This is a genomic window from Caballeronia sp. Sq4a (assembly GCF_023170545.1).
Taxonomy (GTDB): domain Bacteria; phylum Pseudomonadota; class Gammaproteobacteria; order Burkholderiales; family Burkholderiaceae; genus Caballeronia.
Window position 1 is genome coordinate 1,659,902 of record NZ_CP084250.1, and the last position, 17,332, is coordinate 1,677,233.

Here is a 17,332-nt window from a genome sequence, read left to right on the forward strand (position 1 = left end):
CTCGTCCTGCCCGCGTGGCCGCATGACCGCCGCGTGCAACCGCATTGCATATCAAGCTGATCAACACTGATTCGGAGACCGAGGCGATGAGTTGGACGCGAGAACAAAGAAACGTAACGATTGCCGCTTATCTCGGCTGGACGCTGGACGCATTCGATTTTTTCCTGATGGTTTTCGTCCTGAAGGACATTGCCGCGGAATTCAACACGAAGATTCCCGAAGTCGCGTTTGCCATTACGCTCACGCTCGCGATGCGCCCTATCGGCGCGCTGATATTCGGCCGGCTCGCGGACAAGTTCGGCCGCCGTCCGACGCTGATGGTCAATATCGCGTGTTATTCGTTGCTTGAATTGCTATCCGGTCTCTCGCCCAACCTGACGACGCTGCTCATCTTGCGCTCGCTTTTCGGCATCGCGATGGGCGGTGAATGGGGCGTCGGCTCTGCGCTGACGATGGAAACCGTGCCGCCCAAGGCGCGCGGTTTCGTTTCCGGCTTACTGCAAGCCGGTTATCCGAGCGGTTATCTGCTCGCGTCGATCGTATTCGGCGTGCTGTATCAGTTCGTCGGCTGGCGCGGCATGTTTTTCGTCGGCGTGGCGCCTGCGCTGCTCGTGCTTTACGTTCGCGCGCATGTGCCCGAATCTCCCGCATGGCGAGCGATGGAAAAGCGCAAGCGTCCCGGCCTGCTCGCGACGCTCAAACAGAACTGGACGCTTTCCCTCTATGCGATCGTTCTGATGACCGCATTCAATTTCTTCTCGCACGGAACACAGGATCTTTATCCGACGTTTCTGCGCGAACAGCATCACTTCGATCCGCATACGGTGTCCATCATTACCATCGTGCTGAATATCGGCGCGATCGTCGGCGGATTGTTTTTCGGGTCGTTGTCGGAGCGAATCGGGCGGCGCGTGACCATTTTCATCGCTGCACTGATTGCGTTGCCGGTGCTTTATCTGTGGGCGTTTTCGGTGACTCCCGTTGCGCTGGCGATCGGCGCGTTTCTGATGCAGATTTCAGTGCAAGGCGCCTGGGGCGTGATTCCGGTGCATTTGAACGAGATATCGCCCGATGAGATTCGCGCCACTTTTCCTGGGCTCGTGTATCAACTCGGCAATTTGCTGGCGGCAATCAATGCGACGATGCAGGCGTCGATTGCCACTTCGCATGGAAACAACTACGGCATGGCGATGGCGATCGTCGCGGGTACGGTTGCGGTGGTCATTGCGGCGTTGATTTTCTTTAGCCGGGAGCGCAGGGGGATCGATATGACCCGGTCGGCGGAGGAAGTGGGGGCGACGGGATAGGGCTTATCCAAGAATGCATAGCCTCCTGTGAACGAGGCGACGCTGTCGGCTCACAAAAACATGATTGACCTACCGAGCGCGCGAGGGCACGGCGCGCTCGCTAGGTCGTCAGAGAGAAACTAACGCGACAGGACGCGGAAAACGTCAATCGGGACTCTATCGCAGTTCTTTCCTACAGTCATCCTCAATTTTTTACCAAGTGTTCGAACTGTCGTCTCCGAGATATTAAACTGCTTTGCTAGGCTCCTTGCGGAAGCTCCAAAATGAATCATGACCAGTACTTGAAACCTGATGAACGGACGAATGCGGCCGTTCGGATTTTTGACCGCCGAGCCTTTGCTAGAGCGGATCGCGCGCTCAAGATCGGCGCGTTCACGCGGACTGACTTCCTTCTTTCGATACGAGAGCTTCCCGCTGGTATCTAAGAATGTGAAAAGCGTCGAATCGAATAGAATTTCCTCATCGGAGCGTAGTTCTTCGAAGCTCAGGTTTAGGTTTATCCTGAGCAATACAACATTTTGCCCAAACATCAGTTAATCTCCTGTCGCCTACTAAAGTGGCCGGTAGGAAATTGCGACTGGTTCAGGAGTGGCTAGTTTTACGTCTGTCAGTTTGCAATTTAGCTGCGGTTGGTCTTGGCGCGACTTAACTGCAGCGGCCCGTCCTTACTGCTAGAAACCTCCTTGTGGTACGTGAGTGCCAGTCTTTGCGCGAAACTCGCGATGTTGACCGGCCCCTCCTTTCTATCTTAGCCGCGATATATTTATCCATACGATATTTCCGAATTCGGATGGTCGGCGTCGCTGCTCCGATTCACGGCGTCGAACGAACAACGGGTCAGCAACCTGGAAACGGTAGGGAACCGGTGTTAATGGACGTTGACTTCTGCGTCGTGTATTGAGTATTCGATGCGCCGGCACCCCCCGACAACTGTCATCGCAAAGCTGTCAAGCCCTCTCAAGAACAGCTTGCACTGGCTCAACGGAAGAATGCTCGCGATTCCCCGTTTACACCTGACCACTCCAGCACCGTCAAACGGGAAGACAAGTCATGACGCAAGCGCACGTCCGTCGCCTCCTCTACGCGACGCTCGCGTGCGCGCTATCAGCGGCGATTACCGCTAGCCCGGCCCCCGCCCGAGCGACTCCGCAGCCGGCGGTCAACGAAATCGCCACCCAGACTGCCGACCAACAAGCCCAATGGCTCGCACGCGCCGCCGCCGACGGCACGCTCGCGCGCCTGAGCGACGACGAACTCGTCGCCCTCTTCCGCGCGCTCGATCCCGCGACGCTGCCGCGCTACCTGCGCGACGGCTTGGTCCGCTATGCGTCGTGCGAATTCACGATCCTTCGACGCGAGCGCATCGGCGGAAAATGGCCGAAGCGGCCCGACCACATGCTCGTGCGCGTCACGCGCGAACCGCTGCGTATCTACGCCAGATGGCTGCCCGATGGCGCCCATGCGGGCCAGGAAGTCATCTACGACGAGTCCAAGCGCCCGGGCGAGCTCTACGGCCATGCCGGCGGCTTGCTCGGTGTCGTATCGATGTGGACATCGCTGAACGGACCGCTCGCCCGCGCGCAATCGAACCATTCGATCCGCGAACTCGGCATCGATGCCGTGATGCAGCGTTTCATCGACGAAGGCAGGAAGTTCGCCGACGCCGACATCACGCAGCCGTCGGATATCGCGGTGGCGACCGTCAATGGCGTGCGCGTCGTCGCATTGACGTATGTCGCGCCGGCCGGGCAGCCCGACTTCTATGCGAAGCGCGAAGTGATCGACCTCGATCTCGAAGCGCCGCTCATTCGCGCGGTCGAATCCTTCGACAACGAAGGCAGAGTGTTCGAAAGCGTCGTCTTCGAGCACATCGAGCCGAAGGCATTTGACGGCCTGACGTTCGATCCACGCAACCCTGACTACCGCTTCTGAAGCGCGCGCTGACTGCATGACATGCGCTGTAACACGCGCATCCGTGCCGATGCGCAGCGCTTAAGTCTCGCCTAAGTTTCGGCCGATACGCTTGCCCCACTTCATCATCGACATCCACGACGCCGCTCTGTCCGCGGCGCGAATCGTCATGTAAAACAAGGAGTTCGCGCATGAACCTCCGCTCTGCTTCGGCTCCAGTGCGAGCCATCAAACGGCTCTTGAGTCATCACGAGATCGCCACGCTGCTCCTGCTGATGCACGCGCCGATCGACGCGATGGCCGCGCCGCCCGATGTCACCTCGCTGCAGGAATATGGCTACGTGGAAATCGTCTCGCCCGGCGCGGACGGTCCCAAGGTGCGCCTCACCGAAGACGGCAACGCCGTGCTGCGCGGCTTGGGCGTCAGGTAAGCGCCCTTCTTCCGTCGCGATCTCTGTAATAATCGGTCGACCTTTCTAACCGACCGAGGAGTGATTCGCGATGCCCGCCATGGAACCCATCGTTCAACGTGTGCTGCTGACCAACGACGACGGCATCGACGCGCCCGGCCTGGCCGTGCTCGAAGCCGTCGCCGCTGAGCTCGCGCACGAAGTCTGGGTCGTCGCGCCCGAGCACGATCAGAGCGGTACTTCGCACTCCATCAGCCTGCATTCGCCGCTGCGTATCTCGCGTCAGGGCGAGCGGCGCTTCGGCGTTCAGGGCACGCCCGGCGATTGCGTCGTGATGGCCGCGCGGCATCTCATGAAAGACGCGCCGCCGACGCTCGTGTTGTCGGGCATCAATCGCGGCGCGAACCTCGGCGTCGAGACGATGTTCTCGGGCACCGTCGGCGCGGCGATGACGGGCCTTCTGCTCGGCCTGCCTTCGATTGCGCTCAGTCAGACGTTCTCCGACCGTGAAAGCGTGCGCTGGGATACGGCGCGCGCGCTCGCGCCCGGCGTGATCCGTCAGTTGCTCGCCATCTCGCACGACGCGCCGACGTGTCTCAACGTCAACTTCCCGGACTGCGATGCGTCCGCGGCGGGTCCCCTCACCGTGACGCGACAGGGCGTCGGGCTCGTGGAAGGCATCGACGTGGTCGATGAGACCGATCCGCGCGGCATCGACTACTTCTGGCTGAGATTCGAGCGCGGTCAGCGCGAGAACGCGCCCGACAGCGAAACCGCCGTGGTCGCGAGCAAGCGCATCTCGGTGACGCCGCTGCATTTCGATCGCACCGATTCGCGCACGTTCGACGTACTCGAAGCCGGTCTGCGCGGCGGCGCGTGAGCCTAGAGCTTTTCCTCCCAGACGCGACCGACGGTTTCTCGTATGCTGCGTCGGCAACGCGCCCGGCAACGGCTCGGGCGCCACGATCATAAAAACAAGGAGGCACTATGAAGCACTTGGTCCGCATCGCGGCTGGCGCGCTTATCGCCGTGTCGGCGGCGGGCGCGTACGCGCAAGCATCGTCGCCCGCGGGTACCTGGGAAACTATCGATGACGCCACCGGCAAGCCGAAGGCGATCATCCAGATCGTCGACGACGGTAGCGGACAGCTCTCCGGCAAGGTGGTGCGCGGCATCGGCGAATTCGATCATCCGGACCGGCGCTGCACCGCGTGCACCGACGACCGGAAGGATCAACTGGTGAAAGGCATGACCATCATCACGGGCATGAAGCAGAACGGCGATACGTGGGAAGGCGGCCAGATTCTGGACCCGGAAAACGGCAAGCTGTACAAGTGTAAGATGAAGCTGGAAGACGGCGGTCAGAAGCTCGTGGTGCGTGGTTATATCGGCGTGTCGCTGCTCGGGCGCTCGCAAACGTGGGTGCGGCAGCAGTAGTGCTTCTCGGTTCGCAAAAAATAAGGGCGGAAGACTGCGTGTCTTCCGCCCGTATTTATTTGTTCAGCGTGCAGGTCAGGCAGCGTGACGAACCGCCTCGTCGTCCTGCGGCGAGCGCGCCGCCGCAATGGCGCGCATCGGCTCCAAGGCTTCTGGTGTCGCAACCGGCAATTCGGCCGGCACGCGCATGCGGGACGTCATGAGCCCGTACAGCGATTCACCGGCCGGGCCGAAGAGCTGCGTCATCACGCGCAGCAACACGCCCGATTCATGCCACGCCTTGAAGCGCCGATGGCACGTCTGATACGACGGGTATTTGCGCGGCAGCGTGGACCACGACGCGCCGCTATACATCACCCAAAGCACGCCGTTGAGCACAGCGCGCGTGTTGGCCAGAGGACGGCCGCGCAACTCCGAGCGCGGACGCAATTCCGGAAGCAGCGGCGCGACCATCTGCCATTCTTCGTCGGACATATCGCGGTAGGGTTTCACGGCATTCTCTCCAATTAGCTGCTGATTAACTGGCCAGAACGATACCGAGTGCCCTTCAACCGGCAAATCAGAGAGGTCCTAATCTTGAAAACCCGGCGAAAGCCTTATGCCATCTGGCTAGACGCCTGTTTTTGATTCTCGTATTAGCTCACGTAAGCGAAATGTTCGCGAGCCGCCGCGGCGCCTCCAGATACTCTTGCGACTGCATTTCGACGATGCGCGACACCGTGCGCGCGAACTCGTTCGCCATCGGCCCTTCGACGTACAAGTCCTCGGCCGGCACCGCCGCCGACATCAGCAGCTTGACCTTGTGGTCGTAGAAAACGTCGATGAGCCACGTGAAGCGGCGCGCTTCCGACGCCATGCGCGGCGACATCTGCGGCACGTCCGACAGGATGACCGCGTGGAAGCGGTTCGCGATCTCCAGATAGTCGTTCTGCGAGCGCGGGCCGCCGCAAAGCGTCGCGAAGTCGAACCACACGACGCCATCCGCTTTACGCAGCGCCTTGATCTCGCGCTTTTCGATATGCAGGATGGGGCTTTCGTCGGGCACGGCCGCGAGCTTCGCGTAATCCGCGCGCAGCGCCTTGTCCGCCGCCGCGCCGAGCGGCGTGTGATACGCCTGCACTTGCGACAGCGTGCGCTTGCGATAATCGGTGCCCGCGTCGACATTCAGCACGTCGAGATTCTTCTTGAGCAACTCGATGGCCGGCAGCAGTCGGTCGCGATGCAAGCCCTCCGGATACAGCGTGTCGGGCTCGTAATTGGACGTCATCACGAACTGCACGCCGTTGCTGAACAGGCGGTCCAGCAGGCGATAGAGAATCATCGCGTCGGCGATATCGGAGACGTGGAATTCGTCGAAGCAGATCAGCCGATAACGCTTCGCGATGCGCCGCGCCAGTTCGTCGAGCGGATCGGCTTGCCCCTTCAACTCCTCCAGTTCGCGATGCACTTCGCGCATGAACTCGTGAAAATGCAGGCGCGTTTTGCGCTGCACCGGCACGACGGCATAGAAGCTGTCCATCAGAAAACTTTTGCCGCGCCCGACGCCGCCCCACATGTACACACCGCGCGGCAGTTCCGGATGAACCAGAAACTTCCGGATCGCGTTCGAGCGTCGCGCCTTGTACGCCACCCATTCTTCGTAGCAGCGTTGCAGGCGAGCGACCGCCGCCAGCTGCGCTTCGTCGGACTGGTAGCCCCGCGTGCGCAGTTCGTTTTCGTAGTATTCGGTGACGTTCATCTTCTGCCGTTCGATGTGACGAAGGCGAGCGGTTTGATCCGCTCGCCTTCGTGTGCGATGCCCTGCTTGTTGCCCGAAGTCGAGCCGTATTACATGTTTAACGCGCGCTTGTCGACCGCGAGCGCCGCTTCGCGCATCACTTCAGACAGCGACGGATGCGGATGGCAAATGCGGCCGATGTCTTCCGACGCGGCCTTGAACTCCATCGCGACGACTGCTTCCGCGATCAGATCCGACGCGTCCGCTGCGATGATATGCACGCCGAGAATCTCGTCGGTCTTCGCGTCCGCGATCATCTTGACGAAGCCTTCAGCCCGCCCGATGCCCAGCGCGCGGCCATTGGCCATCATCGGGAACTGGCCGGTCTTGATCTCTCGGCCTTCGGCCTTGAGCTGCTGCTCGGTCTTGCCGACCCACGCGATTTCCGGTTCCGTGTAGATGACCCACGGCACGCAGTTGTAGTCGATATGCGGCTTTTGTCCGTCGATGATTTCCGCCACCGCCACGCCTTCGTCTTCCGCCTTGTGCGCGAGCATCGGGCCGCGCACGACGTCGCCGATAGCGTACACGCCCGGCACGCTCGTCGCGCAGTGATCGTCCACGTCGATGAAGCCGCGCTCGTTCGCCTTCAGGCCAATGCTTTCCAGGCCGAGGTTGTCCGTGTTCGGCACGCGTCCGACGGAGACGATCAGGCGGTCCGCTTCCAGCGTTTGCGCGTTGCCCTGATTGTCCGTGTACGCGATCGACACGCCGTTGCCGGTCGTCTTCACTTCGCCGATCTTCACGCCGAGGTGAATGTCGAGACCTTGCTTCTTGAACTGCTTGGCGGCTTCCTTCGCGAGCGATTCATCCGCTGCGGCGAGGAATTGCGGCAGCGCTTCGAGCACCGTCACTTCAGCGCCCAGACGACGCCACACCGAGCCCAGTTCCAGACCGATCACGCCCGCGCCGATCACGGCGAGCTTCTTCGGCACGGAGTCGAACGAGAGCGCGCCTTCGTTGTCGGCGATCAGCTTGTTGTCGACCGGAATGCCCGGCAGATGACGCGCTTTCGAACCCGTCGCGATGATCACGTTCTTCGCCGTGACGGTTTCCGTTTCGCCTTCGCCCGACACTTCGATCTGCACGCCGGCAGCGTTCTTGCCGGTGAACTTGCCGTGACCCTTGAGCCACGTGATCTTGTTCTTGCGGAACAGGAACTCGATGCCCTTCGTCATCTTTTCGACGATGCCGTCTTTACGCGCCAGCATCTTCGACACATCGAGCTTCACGTCCGACACGCTGATGCCGTGATCGGCCAGATGCTTCGACGTATTTTCGAATTCTTCGGAGGACGCGAGCAGCGCCTTCGACGGAATGCAGCCCACGTTCAGGCACGTGCCGCCGAGCTTCAGCGCGCCGGCCGGGTTCTTCCACTTCTCGATACACGCAACCATCTTGCCGAGTTGCGCTGCGCGAATCGCCGCGATATAGCCGCCCGGGCCCGCGCCGATCACGACGACATCAAATTCCTTGGACATGACTTTCCTTGAGTAGACCCCGCTCTTGCGGAGACGCCTTCGAGCGGTGCGCGCGAGCCTATCGCGCGCACCGAAGGCACTTTGTTCTTACAGGTCCAGCAGCAGACGGGCCGGATCTTCCAGCGCGTCCTTCATGGCGACGAGCGACAGCACGGCTTCGCGGCCGTCGATGATGCGGTGGTCGTACGACAGCGCGAGGTAGTTCATCGGGCGGATCACGATCTGGCCGTTTTCGACCACAGCGCGCTCCTTCGTCGCGTGCACGCCGAGAATCGCGGACTGCGGCGGGTTGATGATCGGCGTCGAGAGCATGGAGCCGAACACGCCGCCATTCGAGATGGAGAACGTGCCGCCGGTCATTTCTTCGATCGACAGCTTGCCGTCGCGCGCCTTCGCGCCGAATTCGGCGATCTTCTTCTCGATGTCGGCGAGGCTCATCTGATCCGCGTTGCGCAGAATCGGCACGACCAGACCGCGCGGCGAACCGACCGCGATGCCGATGTCGAAGTAGCCGTGATAAACGATGTCGTTACCGTCGATCGACGCGTTCACGAGCGGGAACTTCTTCAGCGCGTGCACGGCCGCCTTCACGAAGAACGACATGAAGCCGAGCTTCACGCCGTGTTCCTTCTCGAAGCGGTCCTTGTACTTGTTGCGCAGGTCCATGACCGGTGCCATGTTGACTTCGTTGAACGTCGTCAGGATGGCGTTGGTTTGCTGCGATTCGAGCAGACGCTCGGCGATGCGCGCGCGCAGACGCGACATCGGCACGCGCTGTTCCGGGCGATCCTTCAGCCACTGATCAGCCGACGCGGGCGCGTTGACTTGCGGCAGCGAAGGCTTCGCGGCCTTCGCGGGCGCAGCGGCCGGAGCCGGTGCCTTCGCGGCGGCGGGCGCGCCGGCTTGCGCGGCGAGCGCGTCGCCCTTCGTGATGCGGCCGTCGCGGCCCGAGCCCGACACCTGGTCGGCGGACACGCCCTTCTCGGCCAGAATCTTCGTCGCGGCGGGCGATGCCGCGCCGCCCGTGACCGAACCGCCCGTCGCGGAGGCGGTCGCTTGCGCGGTCGCCGACGACGACGCCACGGCCGGCTCGGCTTGCGGCGCGGGCTTCACTTCGGCGTCGCCAGCGGCGGCGGCTGCGGGCGCTTCGCCTGCTTTCGCTTCGGTGTCGATCTTCGCGATGATCTCGTCAGCGGTGACGATATCGCCGTCATGCTTGATGACCTGCGCGAGCACGCCAGCCGACGGCGCGGGCACTTCGAGCACCACCTTGTCGGTTTCGATTTCGATTAGGATTTCGTCCTGGGCGACTGCCTCGCCCGGCTTCTTCTTCCATTGCAGCATGGTGGCTTCCGAGACCGACTCGGAAAGCTGGGGAACCTTGACTTCTACGATAGCCATTTCTGTATTGTCCTAATGCGTTCTGTGTGTACGAGCGTCGGAACCGGCGCGCTTGCCGCACGCCGGTCCGATCAGGCAACGATTACTTCGCGATGGTCTGCGCACCCTTCAGGCGGCCGAACGCGCCTTCAACCAGCGCCTTCTGCTGCTCGTAGTGCTTCGCGTAGTAGCCGACCGCGGGCGAGGCGGAAGCGGGACGGCCGCTATAGGCCAGCTTCATCCCTTCCTTCATGCCTTCACGCAGATGGTGCTCGATGTAGAACCAGGCACCCTGGTTCTGCGGCTCGTCCTGCACCCAGACCACTTCGGTCGCGTTTTCGTACTTCTTGAGTTCCGCGTCGAACTGCTTGTGCGCGAACGGATACAACTGCTCGATACGCACGATGGCGATGTCGTTCGCCTTCGCTTCGCGGCGATGCGCGACGAGGTCGTAGTACACGCGGCCCGAGCAGCAGATCACGCGCTTGACCTTCTTCGCGTCGATGCTTTCGTCCACTTCGCCGATGACCGGCTGGAACGAGCCCTTCGCCAGTTCCGACAGGTCCGACACCGCTTCCTTGTGACGCAGCAGCGACTTCGGCGTGGCGATGATGAGCGGCTTGCGGAACAGGCGGATCATCTGACGGCGCAGCAGATGGAAGATCTGCGCCGGCGTCGTCGGCTGAACCACTTGCATGTTGTGGTCCGCGCACAGTTGCAGGAAACGCTCGATGCGCGCCGACGAGTGCTCCGGACCCTGCCCTTCGTAGCCGTGCGGCAGCATCATCGTGAGACCGGAGACGCGGCCCCACTTCACTTCGCCCGACGAGATGAACTGGTCGATCACCACTTGAGCGCCGTTGACGAAGTCGCCGAACTGCGCTTCCCACGCGACGAACGTGTTCGGTTCGGCGGTCGAATAGCCGTACTCGAAGCCGAGCACCGCTTCTTCCGACAGCACCGAGTCGATGACCGTGAACTTCGCCTGGTTGTCCGCGATGTTCTGCAGCGGAATGTACGTGCCGTCGTTCCAGCGCTCGCGGTTCTGGTCGTGCAGCACGGCGTGGCGGTGCGTGAACGTGCCGCGGCCCGAGTCCTGGCCCGTCAGACGCACGGCATAGCCCGATGCCACCAGCGACGCGAACGCGAGATGCTCGCCCATGCCCCAGTCGAGCTTCGCTTCGCCACGGCCCATCGCGCGACGATCGTTGATCACGCGCTCGACGAGCGGATGCAGCTTGAAGTTCTCCGGAACCGTCGTGATGCGCTCAGCGAGACGCTTCAGTTCGGCGAGCGGCACGGCGGTGTCGGCGGCGTCGGTCCACTTGCGGTTCAGGAACGGCACCCAGTCGACCGCGTACTTGCTCTTGTAGTTCGAGAGCACCGGGTCGATGGTGTGATGGCCTTCGTCCATCGCCTGACGGTACGCCTTCACGTAGTTGTCGGCGTCTTCGGCCGTGATCACGCCTTGCTGCACCAGCTTCTCCGCGTACAGCGCGCGCGTGCCGGGATGCTTCGCGATGGTCTTGTACATCAGCGGCTGCGTGACCGCCGGCGTGTCCTGCTCGTTGTGACCGAGCTTGCGGAAGCAGACGATGTCCACCACCACGTCCTTGTGGAACTTCATGCGGAAGTCGATCGCGAGCTGCGTGGCGAGCACGACCGCTTCGGGATCGTCGCCGTTCACGTGCAGCACCGGCGCCTCGATCATCTTGACGACGTCCGAGCAATACAGCGTCGAGCGCGAATCGCGCGGGTCCGACGTCGTGAAACCGATCTGGTTGTTGATGACGATATGCAGCGTGCCGTGCGTGCCGTAGCCGCGCGTTTGCGCAAGGTTCAGCGTTTCCATGACGACGCCCTGGCCCGCGAAGGCCGCGTCGCCGTGGATCTGCACCGGCAGGACTTGCAGGCCTTCTTCGTCGCCGCGGCGATCCATGCGCGCCTTCGCCGAACCCTCGACCACCGGGTTGACGATTTCCAGGTGCGACGGGTTGAACGCGAGCGACAGGTGCACCGGGCCGCCTTCGGTCGCGACGTCCGACGAGAAACCCTTGTGGTACTTCACGTCGCCGGCCGGCAGGTCGTCCACGTGCTTGCCTTCGAATTCGGCGAAGAGGTCCGCCGGCATCTTGCCGAGCGTGTTGACCAGCACGTTCAGACGGCCACGGTGCGCCATGCCGATGACGATTTCCTGCACGCCGTTCTTGCCCGCGTGACGCACGACTTCGTCCATCGACGCGATGAAGCTCTCGCCGCCTTCCAGCGAGAAACGCTTCTGGCCGACGTACTTGGTGTGCAGGAAACGCTCGAGGCCTTCGGCGGCCGTCAGGCGGTTCAGGATGTGCTTTTTCTTGTCGTTCGAGAAGTTCGGCGTCGAGCGGATGGACTCGAGACGCTCCTTCCACCAGCGCTTCTGTTCCGGATCGCTGATGTACATGTACTCGGCGCCGATCGTGCCGCAGTACGTGTCGCGCAATGCCTTGACGATCTCGCGCAGCGTCGCGCGCTCGAAACCGAAATACAGGTTCGTGGCGCTGTACATCTGGTCCATGTCGGCTTCGGTGAAGTCGTAGAACGCAGGCTCGAGTTCGGGGATATGCGGACGCTCGCGGCGCTTGAGCGGATCGAGATTGGCCCATTGCGAGCCGAGGAAGCGATACGCGCCGATGAGGGACTGAACGTAGACTTGCTTTCGCGCGGTAGCGAGATCTTCGGTGGCGCCTTCGCGCTGAACGAAGCCGTTGGACTTCGCGCGCTGGGCAAACGACTCGACGATCGGCCCGTGGGCCACGTCGTTGTGATTCGTGCCGTCCGACGCGGGCACGTTCTGCAACGCGTCGAAATAGGCTCGCCAGGTCTCGGGCACTGACGCGGGATTATCGAGATATGCCTCGTACAACTCTTCGACGTACGGAGCATTACCGCCGAACAAATAGGAGTTCGACTGGAATTGCTTCATCATTTTACGCTCACCTTTCTTCGAGTTTCTCGAGGAAGTGCGGGTTACAAAACCTTCCGCGACACGGCCTGACCGTTTAGCGGATTGCGCGAATCAAGTCTGCTTGGAAGGACCTAAAAAGCGACAGCTAATCCGAATAGCATAGCACAGATGCATTCGTCATATGACCGGACGTCGCACCGTTGCGCAGGCATTCGCCCTTCTGCAACGGGCATGTGCGGGCGTTTCCGGTCGATGCAAGAGCGCCGGCCATGCGTGATTGTCGGCATCGGCTGGCGATTCTTTAATGGGTGCGGCCAAGCGTCGAATGCAAAAAGCCGCCCGAAGGCGGCTTTTGGACTGCAACGTCGGAGGCGATTTACTCCGCCGATTCGCGGCTCGCGCGGCGGCGCTCGTGTTCCTTCAGATGACGCTTGCGCAAACGAATGGACTGCGGCGTCACTTCGACGAGTTCGTCGTCGTCGATGAATTCGACCGCGTACTCCAGCGAAAGCTGGATCGGCGGCACGAGGCGCACGGCTTCGTCGGTGCCGGAGGCGCGCACGTTGGTCAGCTGCTTGCCCTTGATCGGATTCACGACGAGGTCGTTGTCGCGGCTGTGAATGCCGATGATCATGCCTTCATAGAGCGCATCGCCCGGCGACACGAACATGCGGCCGCGATCCTGCAGCTTCCACAGCGCGTAGGCGACAGCCGCGCCGTCGTCCTGCGAGATCAGCACGCCGTTGCGGCGCTCGCCGACCGAGCCTTCCTTGACGGGCGCGTACGAATCGAACGTATGGCTCATCAGGCCCGTGCCGCGCGTGAGCGTCAGGAACTCGCTCTGGAAACCGATCAGCCCGCGCGCCGAAATCTTGTATTCGAGGCGCGTGCGACCGCGGCCGTCGGACGTCATGTCGAGCATTTCGCCCTTGCGGCGACCGAGCTCTTCCATGACGCCGCCCTGATGCTGGTCTTCGATATCGACCGTCAGGTTTTCATACGGCTCGCACTTCACGCCGTCGATTTCCTGCAGCACGACGCGCGGACGCGACACGGCAAGCTCGTAGCCTTCACGGCGCATGTTCTCGACGAGAATCGTCAGGTGCAGTTCGCCGCGGCCCGAGACTTCGAACGTGGTTTCGTCGCCGGTATCTTTCACGCGCAGCGCGACGTTGTGGTTCAGTTCCTTCGTGAGACGGTCGCGAATCTGGCGGCTCGTCACGAACTTGCCTTCCTTGCCCGCGAGCGGCGACGAGTTCACGAGGAAGTTCATCGTGAGCGTCGGCTCGTCGACGGTGATCATCGGCAGCGCCTCGGGATTCTCCGGCGAGCAGATCGTCACGCCAATGCCGATTTCCTCGATGCCGTTGATCAGCACGATATCGCCGGCCTGCGCTTCCTCGACTTGCACGCGCTCCAGGCCGTGGAACGACAGCACCTGATTGATCTTGCGATTGAGGATCGCGCCGTCCGGACCCGAGCGCACCGCGACCTGCATGCCGGGGCGAATACGCCCGCGCGCGATGCGGCCGACGCCGATACGGCCGACGTACGTGTTGTAGTCGAGCGAGGTAATTTGAAGCTGCAGCGGGCCGTCGGGATCGGCCGGGCGCACCGGCACGTGTTCGAGAATCGCCTCGAACAGCGGACGCATGGTGCCTTCGCGCGTTTCCGGATCGAGGCTCGCGTAGCCGTTCAGGCCCGACGCGTAGACAACCGGGAAATCGAGCTGTTCTTCGGTGGCGCCGAGCTTGTCGAACAGATCGAACGTCTGGTTGATCACCCAGTCGATACGCGCGCCCGGACGGTCCACCTTGTTGATGACGACGATCGGCTTGAGACCGAGCGCCAGCGCTTTCTTCGTGACGAAGCGCGTTTGCGGCATCGGGCCTTCGACGGCATCGACGAGCAGCAGCACGGAATCGACCATCGACAGCACGCGCTCCACTTCGCCGCCGAAGTCGGCGTGTCCCGGCGTGTCGACGATATTGATGTGCGTGCCTTCGTATTCGACCGCGCAGTTCTTCGCGAGAATCGTGATGCCGCGTTCCTTTTCGATGTCGTTCGAGTCCATGACGCGCTCGGCGACTTGTTGATTTTCCCGGAACGTGCCCGACTGACGGAGCAACTGGTCGACGAGCGTGGTCTTGCCGTGGTCGACGTGGGCAATGATGGCGATATTGCGGAGGGCGCGAGTCATAAGAGTATCTTGGTTGTGCGCCGTCGGAGCGAGGGCCGCCAAGCAGAACGCTCAATGGCTGATGGCTCGGCAGACCCTCGGATAAGCGTCACGTCACGCTTTCGATTTGCGTGACTGCTGTGTGACTGCCTGGAATACACTCTTCGGGCCCGGCGCGGTGAGAACCGAAAATTATAGCACGCGGACGTGTCAGCATCGAACTGCGTCTACAAAGCACTGCGCTCTCGCGCCGATTGTTAAGCATTCTCAGAAGAGACTGTTGCAGCGGCGGATTCACGCCCCTATAATCCTGCCTAGTCAACTATTGCACTCGCACAAAATTTTCCATGAGCGACGCTCCGAAACCCACGGCGATTGACAACTACGTGTTGAGCGAAAGCGTCGGCTATTTGCTGAGCCGCGTGCGCTCGACGCTGTGGAACATGGTGACGCAGCACACCACGTCCGAACTCGGCATCACGAGCACGCAGGCCAGCATCGTCTTCATGCTGGCGGTCGGCAAGTGCCTGACGGCGGCGGATATAGCGCGGGAATACGGCATCGACGCGAGCGCGGTCACGCGCCTGATCGACCGTCTGGAAAAGCGCGGCCTGCTCTCGCGCGTGCGCAGCGAGGAAGACCGGCGCGTCGTGCGTCTCGCGCTGACAGCGGACGGCCGCGCGATGGCGGAAAAGGTGCCGGCCATCTTCACGCGCGTGCTGGATGCGTTGCTCGCGGGCTTCACCCCCGAGGAAGTCGGCTTTCTGAAGAGCATGCTCCGCCGCATTCTCGCCAACACGTGCGATCCTGCCGCGTGTCCTGCGGGCGGCAATGATAAGCCTGGTATGCCATTGCGCTGACAAGCAAATGGACCGGGGAATCCAGCTTGACCACCCAAGAATTGGTTGCAACGTCCATCTTTAACACTCATCTCAAGAGACGAGCGATGAAACACCTTTCCTTGTCCGCGTGCAGGCCGAAAAGCGCCCTGCGCGGCGCGAAGAGCGCCGTGGCGGCCGCCGTGGCCGCGCTCGCGGTCGCCGGCTGCGCGAATTACGCGGGCATCTCGAGCGACAAGCAGATCACCACGCCCGACGCCTTGCAGTCGACGCAGAGCGTGCCGGGGCAAGGCGGCCAGTGGCCGAGCCTCGACTGGGCGAAGCAGTTCGGCGACCCGCAGTTGCCGCAACTGATCGACGAAGCCGTCGCGGACAATCCGAGCATCGCGCAGGCGCAGGCGCGCATCGCGAAGGCATCGTCGTATATCGAAAGCTCGCGCTCGACGCTCTATCCGCACGTGAACGCCCAGTATTCATGGACGCGCGAGCTCTATTCGGCCAACGCCCTGTTTCCGCCGCCGTACGGCGGCACGTGGTTCAGCGAGAACAACGTGCTCGCCAGCGCGTCGTGGGACCTGGACCTGTGGGGAAAGAACCGCTCGCGCCTGAACATGGCCGTCTCGCAGCAGAAGGCGGCCGAGGCGGACATGCAGCAGGCGCGCGTGACGCTCGCCGCGTCCGTGGCGCGCACGTATAACCAGCTCTCCCTGCTCTACGCGCTGCGCGACGTCACGCAGCGCGAGATCGCCAATCGCCAGGACGTCGGCCGCATCACGAGCGGACGCGTGACCGCGGGCCTCGATACGAACGTCGAACGCCGCACGGCCGAAGGCAACGTGGCGACGAGCCAGACGAACCTGAGCGAACTCGACGGGCAGATCCAGTCGGTGCGCTATCAGTTGGCGGCGCTCCTCGGCAAAGGCCCGGACCGCGGCTTGCAGATCGCCAATCCGGTGATCGATCCGAACGTCAACGTGACGCTGCCGGACAACGTGCCGGCCGACCTCATCTCGCGCCGCCCGGACATCGTCGCGGCGCGCTGGCAGGTCGAAGCGGCCACGCATGACATCGCGGAAGCGAAGGCCGAGTTCTTCCCCGACATCAATCTCGCGGCGAGCTTCGGTTTCGACGCGTTCGGCTGGAGCCGCTTCCTGATGGCGAGCAGCCGGCAGATTCAGGCGGGACCGGCCATTCACCTGCCGATCTTCGACGCGGGCGCGCTGCGCGCGCAGCTCAAAGGCCGTTACGCCGATTTCGACAATGTCGTCGCCAACTACAATCAGACGCTCGTGAACGCGCTGAACGACGTGGCGACGAACATCTCCTCGATCCGCTCGCTCGACAGGCAGATGGCCGACGCGCAACGCGCGCTCGCTGCTGCGACCAGCGCGTATCAGTTGGCGGTGATCCGCTACAAGGCCGGCCTCTCGCCGCAACTGCAAGTGCTCACGGCGGACGAAAACCGCCTCGCGAACGAGCAGACGGTGACGAACCTGCGCCTGAAGCGCACCGACCTGCAGATCGCGCTGATTCGTTCGCTCGGCGGCGGTTTCGACGCCACGAGCACGAATCTCGCCATCGACGGCAGCGGGCAACGGCAGGCCGCGAATCAGGCCGCAGATCAAGCCGCGCCGTCGCACTGAGCGACTCAAAAGAACACGCATCAA

Annotated in this window: 14 protein-coding genes; 7 read left to right on the forward strand and 7 right to left on the reverse strand. The window is 62.3% G+C overall.

What is annotated here, in order from left to right:
• The first annotated feature begins 86 nt into the window (after positions 1 to 86).
• Positions 87 to 1,307, forward strand: a complete 1,221-nt coding sequence (locus LDZ24_RS07875; protein ID WP_248319978.1) for an MFS transporter — start codon at positions 87 to 89, stop codon at positions 1,305 to 1,307.
• A gap of 119 nt (positions 1,308 to 1,426) precedes the next feature.
• Here LDZ24_RS07875 and LDZ24_RS07880 read toward each other — a convergent pair whose 3' ends face one another.
• Positions 1,427 to 1,837, reverse strand: coding sequence for a hypothetical protein (locus LDZ24_RS07880; RefSeq protein ID WP_248319979.1), 411 nt, complete (start codon positions 1,835 to 1,837; stop codon positions 1,427 to 1,429).
• 520 nt (positions 1,838 to 2,357) lie between these two features.
• On the opposite strand from LDZ24_RS07880, the gene LDZ24_RS07885 reads away from it, so the two are divergent.
• The 4 genes from LDZ24_RS07885 (at position 2,358) to LDZ24_RS07900 (ending at position 5,065) form a co-directional block, all read left to right on the forward strand.
• Positions 2,358 to 3,239 (forward strand): DUF1571 domain-containing protein, encoded by an 882-nt coding sequence (locus LDZ24_RS07885; RefSeq protein ID WP_248319980.1) that lies wholly within the window; start codon positions 2,358 to 2,360, stop codon positions 3,237 to 3,239.
• A gap of 170 nt (positions 3,240 to 3,409) precedes the next feature.
• Positions 3,410 to 3,649 (forward strand): hypothetical protein, encoded by a 240-nt coding sequence (locus LDZ24_RS07890; RefSeq protein WP_175940487.1) that lies wholly within the window; start codon positions 3,410 to 3,412, stop codon positions 3,647 to 3,649.
• A gap of 70 nt (positions 3,650 to 3,719) precedes the next feature.
• Positions 3,720 to 4,508, forward strand: a complete 789-nt coding sequence (gene surE / locus LDZ24_RS07895; RefSeq protein WP_248319981.1) for a 5'/3'-nucleotidase SurE — start codon at positions 3,720 to 3,722, stop codon at positions 4,506 to 4,508.
• A 107-nt stretch (positions 4,509 to 4,615) separates the two neighbouring features.
• Positions 4,616 to 5,065, forward strand: a complete 450-nt coding sequence (locus LDZ24_RS07900; protein WP_248319982.1) for a DUF2147 domain-containing protein — start codon at positions 4,616 to 4,618, stop codon at positions 5,063 to 5,065.
• Between the two features lie 75 nt (positions 5,066 to 5,140).
• Here the strand turns inward: LDZ24_RS07900 and LDZ24_RS07905 are convergent, their stop codons facing one another.
• From LDZ24_RS07905 to typA, 6 genes are all read right to left on the reverse strand, one after another.
• Complete coding sequence (locus tag LDZ24_RS07905; protein WP_248319983.1) at positions 5,141 to 5,557, reverse strand: transposase; 417 nt, start codon at positions 5,555 to 5,557, stop codon at positions 5,141 to 5,143.
• A gap of 148 nt (positions 5,558 to 5,705) precedes the next feature.
• Complete coding sequence (zapE, locus tag LDZ24_RS07910) at positions 5,706 to 6,803, reverse strand: cell division protein ZapE (RefSeq protein ID WP_248319984.1); 1,098 nt, start codon at positions 6,801 to 6,803, stop codon at positions 5,706 to 5,708.
• A gap of 89 nt (positions 6,804 to 6,892) precedes the next feature.
• Positions 6,893 to 8,323 carry a dihydrolipoyl dehydrogenase gene (gene lpdA / locus LDZ24_RS07915; protein ID WP_248319985.1) on the reverse strand — a complete coding sequence of 477 codons (1,431 nt, stop codon included), beginning with the start codon at positions 8,321 to 8,323 and terminating at the stop codon, positions 6,893 to 6,895.
• 87 nt (positions 8,324 to 8,410) lie between these two features.
• The gene (gene odhB, locus LDZ24_RS07920) at positions 8,411 to 9,724 is read right to left on the reverse strand and encodes a 2-oxoglutarate dehydrogenase complex dihydrolipoyllysine-residue succinyltransferase (RefSeq protein ID WP_175940493.1); all 1,314 of its coding nucleotides are present in this window, start codon (positions 9,722 to 9,724) and stop codon (positions 8,411 to 8,413) included.
• Positions 9,725 to 9,806: 82 nt separating this feature from the next.
• A complete protein-coding gene (locus LDZ24_RS07925; protein WP_248319986.1) occupies positions 9,807 to 12,668 on the reverse strand; it encodes a 2-oxoglutarate dehydrogenase E1 component in 2,862 nt (953 codons plus the stop codon).
• 355 nt (positions 12,669 to 13,023) lie between these two features.
• Positions 13,024 to 14,847 carry a translational GTPase TypA gene (gene typA, locus LDZ24_RS07930; protein ID WP_248319987.1) on the reverse strand — a complete coding sequence of 608 codons (1,824 nt, stop codon included), beginning with the start codon at positions 14,845 to 14,847 and terminating at the stop codon, positions 13,024 to 13,026.
• Positions 14,848 to 15,173: 326 nt separating this feature from the next.
• Here typA and LDZ24_RS07935 point away from each other — a divergent pair, with 326 nt between their 5' ends.
• Positions 15,174 to 15,686: a MarR family winged helix-turn-helix transcriptional regulator gene (locus LDZ24_RS07935; protein WP_175940496.1), complete on the forward strand. Its 513-nt coding sequence runs from the start codon at positions 15,174 to 15,176 to the stop codon at positions 15,684 to 15,686.
• An 86-nt stretch (positions 15,687 to 15,772) separates the two neighbouring features.
• Positions 15,773 to 17,308, forward strand: a complete 1,536-nt coding sequence (locus tag LDZ24_RS07940; RefSeq protein ID WP_248319988.1) for an efflux transporter outer membrane subunit — start codon at positions 15,773 to 15,775, stop codon at positions 17,306 to 17,308.
• Positions 17,309 to 17,332 lie beyond the last annotated feature (24 nt).

What these genes read in the sequence shown, in the direction of transcription:
- LDZ24_RS07885 (WP_248319980.1), top strand. Translation starts at nt 2,358, where the DNA reads ATGACGCAAGCGCACGTCCGTCGCCTCCTCTACGCGACGCTCGCGTGC.
- zapE (WP_248319984.1), bottom strand. Translation starts at nt 6,803, where the DNA reads ATGAACGTCACCGAATACTACGAAAACGAACTGCGCACGCGGGGCTAC.
- LDZ24_RS07880 (WP_248319979.1), bottom strand. Translation starts at nt 1,837, where the DNA reads ATGTTTGGGCAAAATGTTGTATTGCTCAGGATAAACCTAAACCTGAGC.
- LDZ24_RS07925 (WP_248319986.1), bottom strand. Translation starts at nt 12,668, where the DNA reads ATGATGAAGCAATTCCAGTCGAACTCCTATTTGTTCGGCGGTAATGCT.
- typA (WP_248319987.1), bottom strand. Translation starts at nt 14,847, where the DNA reads ATGACTCGCGCCCTCCGCAATATCGCCATCATTGCCCACGTCGACCAC.
- LDZ24_RS07900 (WP_248319982.1), top strand. Translation starts at nt 4,616, where the DNA reads ATGAAGCACTTGGTCCGCATCGCGGCTGGCGCGCTTATCGCCGTGTCG.
- lpdA (WP_248319985.1), bottom strand. Translation starts at nt 8,323, where the DNA reads ATGTCCAAGGAATTTGATGTCGTCGTGATCGGCGCGGGCCCGGGCGGC.
- surE (WP_248319981.1), top strand. Translation starts at nt 3,720, where the DNA reads ATGCCCGCCATGGAACCCATCGTTCAACGTGTGCTGCTGACCAACGAC.
- LDZ24_RS07875 (WP_248319978.1), top strand. Translation starts at nt 87, where the DNA reads ATGAGTTGGACGCGAGAACAAAGAAACGTAACGATTGCCGCTTATCTC.
- odhB (WP_175940493.1), bottom strand. Translation starts at nt 9,724, where the DNA reads ATGGCTATCGTAGAAGTCAAGGTTCCCCAGCTTTCCGAGTCGGTCTCG.
- LDZ24_RS07890 (WP_175940487.1), top strand. Translation starts at nt 3,410, where the DNA reads ATGAACCTCCGCTCTGCTTCGGCTCCAGTGCGAGCCATCAAACGGCTC.
- LDZ24_RS07935 (WP_175940496.1), top strand. Translation starts at nt 15,174, where the DNA reads ATGAGCGACGCTCCGAAACCCACGGCGATTGACAACTACGTGTTGAGC.
- LDZ24_RS07940 (WP_248319988.1), top strand. Translation starts at nt 15,773, where the DNA reads ATGAAACACCTTTCCTTGTCCGCGTGCAGGCCGAAAAGCGCCCTGCGC.